General features: G+C 62.4%; 13 protein-coding genes. 5 read left to right on the plus strand and 8 right to left on the minus strand.

Annotated features, from left to right (window positions below; genetic code table 11):
- Together EN914_RS09880 and EN914_RS09885 are read left to right on the plus strand one after the other, a co-directional pair.
- Nucleotides 1-397 (plus strand): MaoC family dehydratase (locus EN914_RS09880; RefSeq protein WP_164778700.1); only part of this gene is annotated, 397 nt, incomplete at its 5' end.
- A gap of 2 nt (nucleotides 398-399) precedes the next feature.
- On the plus strand, nucleotides 400-1281 hold the full coding sequence (locus tag EN914_RS09885; RefSeq protein WP_024505351.1) for a CoA ester lyase: 882 nt from the start codon (nucleotides 400-402) through the stop codon (nucleotides 1279-1281).
- A 7-nt stretch (nucleotides 1282-1288) separates the two neighbouring features.
- Here EN914_RS09885 and EN914_RS09890 read toward each other — a convergent pair whose 3' ends face one another.
- On the minus strand, nucleotides 1289-1963 hold the full coding sequence (locus EN914_RS09890) for an isoprenylcysteine carboxylmethyltransferase family protein (RefSeq protein WP_024505352.1): 675 nt from the start codon (nucleotides 1961-1963) through the stop codon (nucleotides 1289-1291).
- A 396-nt stretch (nucleotides 1964-2359) separates the two neighbouring features.
- On the opposite strand from EN914_RS09890, the gene EN914_RS09895 reads away from it, so the two are divergent.
- Nucleotides 2360-3076, plus strand: coding sequence for a TetR/AcrR family transcriptional regulator (locus EN914_RS09895; RefSeq protein WP_024505353.1), 717 nt, complete (start codon nucleotides 2360-2362; stop codon nucleotides 3074-3076).
- An 18-nt stretch (nucleotides 3077-3094) separates the two neighbouring features.
- Here EN914_RS09895 and EN914_RS09900 read toward each other — a convergent pair whose 3' ends face one another.
- Nucleotides 3095-3703, minus strand: a complete 609-nt coding sequence (locus EN914_RS09900) for a flavin reductase family protein (RefSeq protein ID WP_024505354.1) — start codon at nucleotides 3701-3703, stop codon at nucleotides 3095-3097.
- Nucleotides 3704-4288 (minus strand): nitroreductase, encoded by a 585-nt coding sequence (locus tag EN914_RS09905; RefSeq protein ID WP_024505355.1) that lies wholly within the window; start codon nucleotides 4286-4288, stop codon nucleotides 3704-3706.
- Between the two features lie 152 nt (nucleotides 4289-4440).
- Between EN914_RS09905 and EN914_RS09910 the strand changes: the two genes are divergently transcribed.
- Complete coding sequence (locus EN914_RS09910; RefSeq protein ID WP_024505356.1) at nucleotides 4441-5403, plus strand: hypothetical protein; 963 nt, start codon at nucleotides 4441-4443, stop codon at nucleotides 5401-5403.
- Between the two features lie 15 nt (nucleotides 5404-5418).
- On the opposite strand, the gene EN914_RS09915 is transcribed toward EN914_RS09910, so the two are convergent.
- The 5 genes from EN914_RS09915 to EN914_RS09935 all read right to left on the minus strand — a co-directional run bounded on the left by EN914_RS09915 (nucleotide 5419) and on the right by EN914_RS09935 (nucleotide 10176).
- Nucleotides 5419-6357, minus strand: coding sequence for a lysophospholipid acyltransferase family protein (locus EN914_RS09915; RefSeq protein ID WP_024505357.1), 939 nt, complete (start codon nucleotides 6355-6357; stop codon nucleotides 5419-5421).
- 84 nt (nucleotides 6358-6441) lie between these two features.
- Nucleotides 6442-8418 (minus strand): threonine--tRNA ligase, encoded by a 1977-nt coding sequence (gene thrS, locus EN914_RS09920; protein ID WP_024505358.1) that lies wholly within the window; start codon nucleotides 8416-8418, stop codon nucleotides 6442-6444.
- Nucleotides 8419-8594: 176 nt separating this feature from the next.
- Nucleotides 8595-9422, minus strand: a complete 828-nt coding sequence (gene blaOXA / locus EN914_RS09925) for a class D beta-lactamase (RefSeq protein WP_013531977.1) — start codon at nucleotides 9420-9422, stop codon at nucleotides 8595-8597.
- Between the two features lie 135 nt (nucleotides 9423-9557).
- Nucleotides 9558-9932 carry a membrane protein insertion efficiency factor YidD gene (gene yidD, locus EN914_RS09930; protein ID WP_013531978.1) on the minus strand — a complete coding sequence of 125 codons (375 nt, stop codon included), beginning with the start codon at nucleotides 9930-9932 and terminating at the stop codon, nucleotides 9558-9560.
- An 85-nt stretch (nucleotides 9933-10017) separates the two neighbouring features.
- Nucleotides 10018-10176, minus strand: a complete 159-nt coding sequence (locus tag EN914_RS09935) for a hypothetical protein (protein ID WP_081714426.1) — start codon at nucleotides 10174-10176, stop codon at nucleotides 10018-10020.
- Nucleotides 10177-10268: 92 nt separating this feature from the next.
- Between EN914_RS09935 and EN914_RS09940 the strand changes: the two genes are divergently transcribed.
- Nucleotides 10269-11082: LysR family transcriptional regulator (locus tag EN914_RS09940; RefSeq protein WP_127389064.1), on the plus strand; the 814-nt coding region annotated here is incomplete at its 3' end.

The raw sequence follows: 11082 nt of genomic DNA on the forward strand, positions 1-11082 counted from the left end.
GCGCAAGACCGTTACCGAAAGCGACAACATGCTGTTTTCGGTGATGACGCTGAACCCGCAGCCGCTGCACATCGACTTCGATTTCGCCGCCAGGAGCGAATGGGGCAAGCCGCTGGTCAATTCGCTGTTCACGCTCGGGCTGATGATCGGCATTTCGGTCAATGACATCACCGTCGGCACCACGGTGGCCAATCTCGGCATGAAGGAAACCGTGTTTCCACATCCGGTCTTCCATGGCGATACCGTTCGCGTCGAGACGACAGTCATTTCGGTGCGCGAGTCCAGGTCGAAGCCCGATCGCGGCATCGTCGAATTCGAGCATCGCGCCTACAACCAGCATGGCGATCTCGTCGCCAAATGCACCAGGCAAGCGATGATGCTGAAGAAGGCGGCCTGATCATGCGCTCGCTGCTGTTCGTCCCCGGTGATTCCGAGAGGAAGCTGGAAAGGGGTTTTGGTGCCGGCGCCGACGTGGTCATCGTCGACCTCGAGGATTCCGTGGCGCCGCACAACAAGGCGCTGGCGCGCGGCGTAGCGGCGCGCTTCATCCTGGAACGCAGGGCACAAACGACTTCCGCCATCTATGTCAGGGTCAATGACCTCGCGACCGGGCTGACGGATGACGATCTGGCGGCGCTGGTTCCGGCGAAACCCGACGGCATCATGCTGCCCAAGTCGAACGGCGGCCAGGATGTGCAGCACCTGTCGGCAAAACTCAGGGTGCGCGAGGCCGAAAAAGGCCTGGCCGACGGCGCGATCAAGATCCTGCCGATCATCACCGAAACGCCGGCAGGCGTGCTGGCGGCGGCAACCTATGCCGGGACCAGCGCGCGGCTTGCCGGGCTCACCTGGGGCGCGGAAGACCTGTCGGCGGCGCTCGGCGCGCGCAGCGCCCGCGACGAGCATGGCCGCTACACGGACGTGTTCCGTCACGCTCGCACCATGACCATACTCGCCGCCGGTGCGGCGGAGGTCGCGGCGATCGACACCGTCTTCCCGAATTTTCGCGACATGGCGGCCTTCGCCGCGGAGTGCGCCGAGGCCGAACGCGATGGCTTCACCGGCAAGATGGCGATCCACCCCGATCAGGTGCCGGTCATCAACGCAGCCTTCACGCCGTCGGCCGAGGCGGTGAGACAATCGGCGGCAATCGTTGCTGCGTTCGCGGCAGCGGGAAGCCCCGGCGTCGTCGCTATCGACGGCAAGATGTTCGACCGCCCGCACCTGCGGCTGGCCGAGCGGCTTCTGGCGCGGGCAAAGGCGGCAGGTGTTTCCGCCTGAGCGCCTGCTACCAAACCAATGGAATCAGGCGGTAACGGACCCGGGCCACATAGTCGTCATAGCCGCGCAGACCGGCGCGAAGCGTTTTCTCTTCGATGAAGGTGCGGATGGCCAAGAGAACGACGAGCACGAGCACCGACGCCAGCCCCCACCAGGAACCAAGCAGAAGTGCCGTGCCGGCGAAGAAGAGGATGGCGCCGGCATACATCGGATGGCGGACGTAGCTGTAAGGCCCGGTGGAGATCACACGTTGTCCGCGTTCGTCCTGGATCTTGACCACGGGCGCCGCAAAACTGTTCTCCAGCATCGTCAGATAGCAGATCCAGATTCCGAGCAGCAGGACCAGTGCGCCGACCACCTGCACCCAGACGGGAACCGCCGACCAGCCGAAACGAACGTCGAATCCCATGAATATCTGAGAACCAAAGATGACGAGCAGAAGTATGGACAGCAGCACCTTGTCGGCCGCGTCTTGATTCTTCTGGATGGGAGAGCTCAGCCGCTCATTCATCAGGCCGGGATCGCGCCTCGCCAGCGCCACGCCCAAGGTGAGACTGAGGCCCACCATCCCCACCAGATAGACCCAGGCCCCCGGCCAATGCAGCGTGCCGGCCGACAGGAAGAGCAAGGCGCCCATAGCGACGAACCAGACGAATGTCTGAAGAACCAATTTCGCGATCATGATCGACCTGCCTTGATATCCGCTGATGATTGGTATTTTAGACCATTGGTCTACCATACAGACCGCTGGTCTATAGTTCAAGCGAACCTTCGACCCGAGGCTCCGAACTCCAGCTTAACAAAAGGCTTGCAGCAGTCGGTTGTGTTGGCCGCTTTTGCCGGGCAGCCTCCGTGATAGGAATTTTTTCTTGACTCGGTGATCTCAGCTATGGTACATTTTTGCCCATGGTGCTGATTTGCGCCAGTGGCCCGCCGCACAGGCGGGTTTTTCGTTTGATGCTCCGTCAGCCAACGCGCAAGCGGAGGCTCCGAAGGGACCCGTTAACCCGAAATTCGTTGCCCTGGCTGCCGACGTCGGGACTGGACGGGAGCAGCCATCACGTGCAGAAAGTTCGTCATGCCCCGTGTCATCAAGCATCCAGAACTCAGGCGAGAAGAACTTCTGGACCATGCCCAGGCCCTGTTCCTGACCCAGGGCTATGACAAAGCGAGCCTCAATGACGTGATTGCGTCCGCCGGCATCTCGAAGGGTGCTTTCTATCATTACTTCCCCTCCAAGGAGGCTCTCCTGGAGGCATTGGCCGATCGCTTTGCAAGACAGGCACTGGCTGGGGTCCAGGACATACTCCACGATCCCGGCCTCGACCCGCTTGGCCGCCTGAATGGCCTGCTCAGCCAGTCGCGGCGGGCCAAGATCGAAACCGCGCCGGAAGCTTGGGCTCTTTTCGAGACGATGTTCCGGCCTGAGAATCTGGTGCTTTTCCACCGTATCAATCTGGCCGCCAGCGCGTCGTTTTCACCGCTGCTGGTCAAGGTCATCAGGCAAGGAATCGAAGACGGCACTTTCAGGACCTTCGATCCGGAAGGTGTCGCCGACATCGTCATGCAATTCGGCATGGCCACGCGTGATGTCGTGGCCAAGGCCATTGCCGGCGGCAGCGACGCCGACATGGAGGCCGCGATCGAAGTCCTGGAGAAACGCGTCAGGCTCTACGAGATCGCCCTCGACCGCATACTGGGCCTGCCCGATGGAAGCATTCGGATCGGCGAGCCCGGCTATGTGCGCACCGTCATGACCGCCAGGCGGCGAACGAGTGCCGGCAAGGCGCGGTAACTGGCCGAGCCTTGGTATCTAGTCCTTGTCCCAGCGTGGCCGGCGCATCGAAAACACCTCGTCGACGCTGGCATAGTCCATATAGCCGAGACGAGCGACATTGCCGGCCTTGGTGATGTCGAACAGGCCGTCCGTCAGGAAGGCGTCGTCGATATGCACGCCGACCACTTCACCGGCGACGATGACGGCACTTGTCGGCGACCCGTCCAGGGCCTTTGGCCGAAAAACTTCAGTCACCCGGCATTCGAGCGCGGCCGGCGCTGCCGCCACGCGCGGCGGGGCGACCAGCCGCGACGGCGCCATGGCAAGATCGGCATAGACGAACTCATTGACGCCGCGCGGAGCATTGACTGACGTGCGGTTCATCTTCTCCGCGAGATCGCGGCTGACCAGATTGGCGACGAACTCGCCGGTTTCCTGGGCGAAGGAGGCGCTGTCCTTCTCGCCTTCGGAGGAGAACCAGACGATGAAAGGCCGCGTCGAAACGGCATTGAAGAAGGAATATGGCGCGAGGTTGATCTCACCAGCCCTGTTCAGTGTCGAAATCCAGCCGATCGGACGCGGCGCCACGATCGCCTTCGAAGGGTCGTGCGGCAGGCCGTGGCCCTTTGAAGGCTCGTAGAACATTCAGCCGACCCACGGCCCCGAATAGTCACTGTACAGCTTTGCCGGATCGGGCCGGGGCCGCTCCGGCGCCGGGCCGGCATAGGAGCCGATATGGATGAAGCCGATGACCCGCTCCTGCGGCGCCAGCCCCAGCAGTGCCCTGCCCTCCGGCACATCCGAATACCAGTTGCTGATCATGTTGGTGCCAAAGCCCAGCGCGTTGGCTGATATCATCAGGTTCATCGCCGCCATGCCGCCCGACAGGAACATTTCCCATTGCGGGATTTTTGGATTCTCCCTGGGGACAGATACGACGCCGATCACCAGCGGTGCGCGCGAGAACCGCGCCAGTTCCTGATTGCGGCGGCCCTCCGTCAATGGGCCCTCCCGCTGCTCGGCAAGTGCTGCCAGTTGCCTGCCGATCTCGACGCGGGCGTCGCCACGGTAGAGGATGAAGCGCCAGGGCTCCAACCGGCCATGATCGGGCACCCGGGAGGCAGCAGTGATCATTGTCGCGATCTCCGCATCGCTCGGCGCCGGCTCCTTCAGATCTGGAATCGGTGCGGAGTTTCGGGTCAGCAGGAAGTCGATGATCGGCGACGCCATGGGCGCAAGTCTCCTGGACATTCTGAGCTGAAGCGCACCATCGGGGATTCGGGCGGCTCGGGCATTGGCGCGGGATACGCCGGACGGAAGAGTCGTATCGGTCGGACTCTTAAGCCTTGAAATTGCCACCGCCATGGGCTTCAACGCAAGGCATGTTTGAGGGGACTGTCCGTCTTTTCCTGATCTGGCTCGGCGCCCTGCTGTTCATGGCGCCGGTTTCGTTCGCCATGGCGCAGAATGTCGACGGTGTCAGCGACCTGAAGCTTCCGGGAATTTCGAGCTACGCGACGCCGAAAGGCGAGACGTCACTGGCGCTGAGCGGCGGCGGTGCCATCACACTCTCTGCCCAGTTGACCGACAAGGGTTCCGACATCACGCGCGGTATCGTCTGGCGGGTCTTCAAGCCGGAAGCCGTCAACGGCAAATTGCCGATGGTCGCCTCCTCGCATGGCGGCACCGCCGTCTTCCAGCTCGAACCCGGCAGCTATCTGGTTCACGCCTCCTACGGCCGGGCCGGCGCCACCAAACGCATCACTGTCGGCAAGGACGCCAAGCGCGAAAGCCTCGTGCTCGATGCCGGCGGCCTCAAGCTCGACGCCGTGCTGTCCGGCGGCGTGCGCATTCCACCGAAGAAGCTGCGCTTTTCGATCTACGAGGGCACTGCCGAGGCCAATGGCGACCGCGCGCTGATCATTCCCGATGTCGAGCCCAACAGCGTCGTGCGGCTCAACGCCGGCATCTACCATGTCGTCTCGACCTATGGCGCGGTCAATGCGGTCATTCGCTCCGACATCCGCGTCGAGGCCGGCAAGCTGACCGAAGCCACCGTCGAGCATCACGCCGCCGAGATCACGATGAAGTTGGTGCGCGAAACCGGTGGCGAGGCGATCGCCGACACGTCCTGGTCACTGCTCAACGAGTCCGGCGATCCGATCAAGGAAACCGTCGGCGCTTTCGCCTCGATGGTGCTGGCCGAGGGCGACTACACCATCATCGCCAAGAACCGCGACCGCATCTACCAGAAGGATTTTACGGTCGTGGCCGGGCAGAACCAGGAAATCGAGGTTCTGGCCACCGAGGCCGCGGCGATGGATCCTGAAGAAGGCGCGGATTAACCTTCGTTTTAAGGATCAAGCCGCCAGTTCGGTCCGCGCCGGCAGGAACGGGATCCGGCGGCGTGGCAAAGCTGGCGCCAGGTCGAACACGCCGCGATAGAGGCGGTCGAGCAAGGCCTTGCGGTCGCGCAACGGCTCCAGTTCGCTCCAGCTCAGCACATCGCCGACGCGCACGTCGATCGCCTTGCCCGACAGCCGCGCGAATTCGTGGATGAGCAGCGACGTGCGCAGCGTCAGCGAGGCCTTGCCGACGAACTTGGCCACCCGGCCGTCGCGCTCGGCCATGTTCATCGGCCCGCTGACAAGATGGAACAGCCTGCCGTTCTGCCCGGAAAAATGCATCGGGATGACCGACGCCCTGGCGTCCTGGACGAGGCGGGCCGGAAACATCTTCCACGGCAGATCGCGCGCCCGGCCAAAACCCTTTGGCGCGGTGGCGACACCGCCGGCCGGAAAGACCACGATGGTGACGCCCTCCTTCAGCAACCGCACCGCTTCATGGCGCACGGCCATGTTGTTCTTCAGCGCATCCTTGGTCTCCGAAAAGTCGATCGGCAGCGAATAAGGCTCCATCTCGCGGATCTTGAGCAGATCCTTGTGGATCATCACCCGGAACGGACGGCCGAGCTGCTCGGCCAGCGACAGCACGGCGATACCGTCGCCGATGCCGAACGGATGATTGGCGACGATCACCAGCGGCGTGTCCGGCAATTGCGCGGGTGGCCACTGATCAGCGGTCCGCACCCCCACATCGATCAGGTCGAGCATGCGGCTGAACACGCGTTCGCCGGTCGGCACGACCTGGCGGCGCCAGAAATCATAGAGCGCGGTATAGCGGTCGCGGCCCGACAGGCCTTCGACCGAGTGAATGAACCAGCGCGCCAGCGCCGGCTGGCGCGGATTGGCATAGGAAAGCTCGGGAAAAGGTCGTTCGCGCAATTTCAACTTGAGCATAGGGGCTCGTTACAAGGTCGGCGTGACAGGGATATGAAAATGGCGGTGGATCGCTCCACCGCCATTTGGTCGAAACTATGCCAATCAGGCCGCGCGTTTGCGCCGGCGGTCGGGTGTAACAGCTTCCTCGGTCAGTTGCGCGATCGCCTGGTCAAGGCCAAGCGATTCCTGGTCGCGCGAGCCCAGTCGGCGCATGTTGACCGTCTGCTCTTCCGCTTCGCGCTTGCCGCAGACGAGGATGACCGGAACCTTGGCCAGGCTGTGCTCGCGGACCTTGTAGTTGATCTTCTCGTTGCGCAGATCCGCTTCCGCCAACAGCCCAGCGGCCTTGAGCTTTGTCACCACCTCGGTCGCATAGTCGTCGGCATCCGACGTGATCGTCGCCACCACCACTTGCAGCGGCGCGAACCACAGCGGGAAATGGCCGGAATAGTTCTCGATCAGGATGCCGAGGAAGCGCTCCATCGAGCCGCAGATGGCGCGGTGAACCATGACAGGCTGCTTCTTCTCGGAATCCGAGCCGATATAGAAGGCGCCAAACCGCTCCGGCAGGTTGAAATCGACCTGCGTCGTGCCGCACTGCCATTCGCGGCCGATGGCATCCTTCAGCACATATTCGAATTTCGGCCCGTAGAAGGCGCCCTCACCCGGATTGATCGAAGTCTTGATGCGATTGCCGGACCGTGTCCTGATCGTCTCCAGCACGCCGCCCATGATCGCCTCGGCGTGATCCCACGCCTCGTCGGTACCGACGCGTTTGTCCGGCCGCGTCGAGAGCTTGACGCTGATTTCGTCGAAACCGAAATCAGCATAGGTCGACAGGACCAGATCGTTGATGCGCAGGCATTCCGCCGCCAATTGCTCCTCGGTGCAGAAGATGTGCGCATCGTCTTGCGTAAAACCGCGCACGCGCATCAGCCCGTGCAGCGCGCCGGATGGTTCGTAACGGTGGACGTTGCCGAATTCCGCAAGTTTGACAGGCAGATCGCGATAAGACTTCAACCCATGCTTGAAAATCTGCACATGGCCCGGGCAGTTCATCGGCTTCAGAGCGAAAACCCGGTCGTCATCGGTATCGTCGCCGGCCACCGTCACCTTGAACATGGCGTCGCGATACCATCCCCAATGGCCTGACGTCTCCCACAGGCTCTTGTCGAGAACCTGCGGCGCGTTGACCTCCTGATAGCCCTGCTCGTCGAGGCGGCGGCGCATGTAGTTGACCAGGTTCTGGAACATCTTCCAGCCCTTGGCGTGCCAGAAGACGACGCCAGGCCCCTCTTCCTGGAAATGGAACAGGTCCATCTCGCGGCCGATCTTCCTGTGGTCGCGCTTCTCGGCCTCCTCCAGCATCGTCTGATAGGCTTCGAGCTGCGCCTGATCAGCCCAGGCCGTGCCGTAGATGCGGGTCAGCATCGGATTGTTCGAATCGCCGCGCCAATAGGCGCCGGCCACCTTCATCAGTTTGAAGGCGTTGCCGATCTGCCCCGTCGAGGCCATGTGCGGGCCACGGCAAAGATCGAACCAGTCGCCCTGCGCGTAGATCTTGAGATCCTGATCCTCGGGAATGGCGTCGATCAGTTCCAGCTTGTAGCGTTCGCCCTTGTCGGCAAACACTTTCTTCGCCTTGTCGCGCGACCAGACTTCCTTGGTGAACGGCTTGTTGCGCGAAATGATCTCGCGCATCTTCTTCTCGATCACGGGAAAATCGTCAGGCGTGAACGGCTCGTTGCGGGCGAAGTCGTAGTAAAACCCGTTCTCGATCACCGGCCCGATGGTCACCTGCGTTCCCGGCCACAATTCCTGCACGGCTTCCGCCAACACATGTGCGGCGTCGTGACGGATCAGTTCGAGTGCGCGCGGGTCGTCGCGGGTGACGATCTCGACCTTGCCGGATTTGCCAAGCGGATCGCTGAGATCGCGGACGGTGCCGTCGATCGCATAGGCGACCGCCTTCTTGGCCAGCGATTTTGAGATCGATTCGGCGAGGCCCGCACCGGTCATCGCCGCGTCGTATTCGCGGACGGAGCCATCGGGAAATGTCAGGGAAACGGAATTCAGCATGTATATCTCCTATCCAGTCCCGCAAACGAGCGCGGGTGGTTGAAATGCATGTCGCCCAAAAGTGTGTGGACGGTTTTGGGGTTACGACATGCAAAGAGTAGGCCGGATGCGTCCGGCAGCGGCTGTCTTTTATGGACAGATTCCGCCGCCGTAAAGCCCGGCTCAAATGTCAGACTTCATTTGATGAGCAGCGGCAGGTCCTTCAGGAACGCGGCTCGGGTCTTGAGGCCTTTGGGCATATCGGTCCGATCGGTGTCGACGACAAGGCGCGCAAAGACGATCTGGCGGCCATCCTTGTTCGCCCAGCCGACGAACCACCCAAGCGAGCGCTTATCCTGAACCTTGTCGGCATCGTTGCGCAGCCTAGTGCTTCCGGTCTTGCCCTGCACCGTCCAGCCTCCGGCCTGGAAGGTCGGGATGATGGCTGATGTCATGTCGTAGGCCCTGGCCGAGACAGGCAGCTTGCGGGCCAGCAGCTTGCGCAGGAAATCGACCTGCTCGACCGGCGTGATCTTGAGCGAGGAGTTTATCCAGGATTGGGTCAAACCATCATTCTTGCCGGGATTGCCGGAAACATCGGCATTGCCGTAGCCGAATTTGGAGACATAGCCAGCCAATTTTTCCGGCCCGAGCCGACTGGTGATTTCACGGGAGAACCAGACGATCGAATCCCGTTCCCAGATCACCGGATCGACGGTCTTCTGGTCCCGCTTCACCGCCTTGAACTCCGGCTTGTAGTCCCACGCCGGCGTATGCTCGTCGCTCAGGATCCCGCTGTCATAGCCGATCAGCGACAGCGGCACCTTGAACGTCGAGGCCGGGCTGAACCGCTGGTCGCACACTCCGTCCTGGTAAAGCGTCTTGCCGCTCGCCGCATCGGCGATCACCGTGCACTGCAAATCCCCCAGCGGCGCCGATTGCGCGCGCAGCGGAAATCCCAGCAGCCAGGCGAGCAGGAACAGAATCCCGGCAAAGATGAAGGGAAGACGGTCGAAATTGCGCATTTTCTGCTCGCTCCAGAAGGGGGTTCGCGAGCGGCTTAGCGGGGTCTCTTGTCTCGATTTTGTCTCAAATGCGCAGTCTTTGTGCAGGCTGTTGTTAACCCTACCGGATCGTAAACCTGCTATTCTCCCCGGCCATCATTCCTGCGCTTTGTCGCGCTTGCTGCCGATCCGCCAGTACCGCCAGGGCATGAACCAGAGATAGCGATCCGCAAGCGCCTCCGGCACCAGGTCTATGCCATGCGTGCCGAATGGCCCGCAGCGCAGCACGCGGAAGAATCCCATCCAGCCGCCGGCCCACAGACCATGGCGGGCGATCGCCTCATGCGCATATTCCGAACAGGTCGGCAGATGCCGGCAGGAATTGCCGACAAAGCCCGACAGCGTCAGCTGGTAGAGGCGCACGAGCGACGTGCCGAGGAGACGGCCTGGCGTCTTGCGCCAGGGGCCGGGCCAGTTGCGGCCGCGTTTTTGCGACCCGTCTATATGCGCATGCCCATGCTGGTCGCGCACCACAGTCTCCGTATCGCGTTTCCCAGGCGATAGATGTGGACTTCCGCCGGAGAACGCAATCCCCGCTCCTTCCGCGCCCCCGCCATCACGGACGGGAACGGCGAGACGGCTGCCTGTCAGCCGACGGCGCCCAGCGGCCACGACTGGCCGGCTCCTCGCGGCGCTTTGAATACTGCTTTTCGTCACGCCATTGAAACGTCGCGATCCGCATGACATCGCCAAAAATGTTCAGCAACTGGATCATGGTCGGTCTCCTTTGACATGGATTAGACCGCCGCTGGCCTTCGCCTTCAAACGAGTATAATTTCCACTTCGGATAATCCTGGGTTATGCGAAATGAAGCGTGGGCGCCTGCCGCTGACGGCATTGAGGAGCTTCGAGGCGGCGGGCCGGCATCTGAGCTTCAGCCGGGCGGCCGAGGAGCTTTTCGTCTCGCAGGCGGCGATCAGCCGGCAGATCCGCGAGCTCGAAATCTTCCTGCATCGACCCTTGTTCGAACGTCACCATCGACGAGTCGAACTGACCGACACCGGCCGGCGTCTGCTGGATCAGCTTGTCAGAAGTTTCGACGCCATCGATACCTTGCTTGGCGATCTGGTGGCGACACCGGCGCAGTCCGTGGTCCGTGTCAGTGTCGAGCCGTCGCTTGCCTCCGTGTGGCTGGTGCCCCGGCTCAACCGCTTTCGCCAATTGCGGCCCGACATCGACGTCTCTCTCGAGGTCGATCCAAGGCTGATCGAGTTCCGCAGCGATCAGCCGGAGCTTGCCTTGCGCTTCAGCGCGCATGCCGACTCGTGGCCGCGCAGCCAGGCCGAGCGGCTTGCCTCGACGGTCGATTCGCCGGTCCTGTCGCCGGCGCTGCTTGCTTCTGGCCCTGCCCTCAGGAAGCCAATCGATCTTGGCCGCTACACGCTTTTGCACGAGGAGAATCGCCAGGGCTGGGTGCGCTGGTTCGAAGCGGCCGGCGTGCCCGCCGACGCCGTGCCCGCGCGCGGGCCGATGCTGGCGGATGCGTCGCTTTCAAAGCAGGCCGCCTTGCTCGGACATGGCGTGGCATTGGGCGATCTGTTGCAGATCGGCGGGGGAAAAGCATCCGGCGCGCTGGGCAAACCGCTCGACATCGACGGCGCATCCGGCGCCCATTTGGTGG

The sequence above is a fragment of the Mesorhizobium sp. M7A.F.Ca.CA.001.08.2.1 genome (assembly GCF_003998455.1).
Lineage (GTDB): Bacteria > Pseudomonadota > Alphaproteobacteria > Rhizobiales > Rhizobiaceae > Mesorhizobium > Mesorhizobium ciceri.

Excerpts from the sequence above, each read along its gene's own strand:
- EN914_RS09915 (WP_024505357.1), bottom strand. The coding sequence starts at position 6,357 with ATGCTCAAGTTGAAATTGCGCGAACGACCTTTTCCCGAGCTTTCCTAT.
- EN914_RS09895 (WP_024505353.1), top strand. The coding sequence starts at position 2,360 with ATGCCCCGTGTCATCAAGCATCCAGAACTCAGGCGAGAAGAACTTCTG.
- EN914_RS09935 (WP_081714426.1), bottom strand. The coding sequence starts at position 10,176 with ATGATCCAGTTGCTGAACATTTTTGGCGATGTCATGCGGATCGCGACG.
- EN914_RS09890 (WP_024505352.1), bottom strand. The coding sequence starts at position 1,963 with ATGATCGCGAAATTGGTTCTTCAGACATTCGTCTGGTTCGTCGCTATG.
- blaOXA (WP_013531977.1), bottom strand. The coding sequence starts at position 9,422 with ATGCGCAATTTCGACCGTCTTCCCTTCATCTTTGCCGGGATTCTGTTC.
- EN914_RS09910 (WP_024505356.1), top strand. The coding sequence starts at position 4,441 with ATGTTTGAGGGGACTGTCCGTCTTTTCCTGATCTGGCTCGGCGCCCTG.
- EN914_RS09900 (WP_024505354.1), bottom strand. The coding sequence starts at position 3,703 with ATGTTCTACGAGCCTTCAAAGGGCCACGGCCTGCCGCACGACCCTTCG.
- thrS (WP_024505358.1), bottom strand. The coding sequence starts at position 8,418 with ATGCTGAATTCCGTTTCCCTGACATTTCCCGATGGCTCCGTCCGCGAA.
- EN914_RS09905 (WP_024505355.1), bottom strand. The coding sequence starts at position 4,288 with ATGGCGTCGCCGATCATCGACTTCCTGCTGACCCGAAACTCCGCACCG.
- EN914_RS09885 (WP_024505351.1), top strand. The coding sequence starts at position 400 with ATGCGCTCGCTGCTGTTCGTCCCCGGTGATTCCGAGAGGAAGCTGGAA.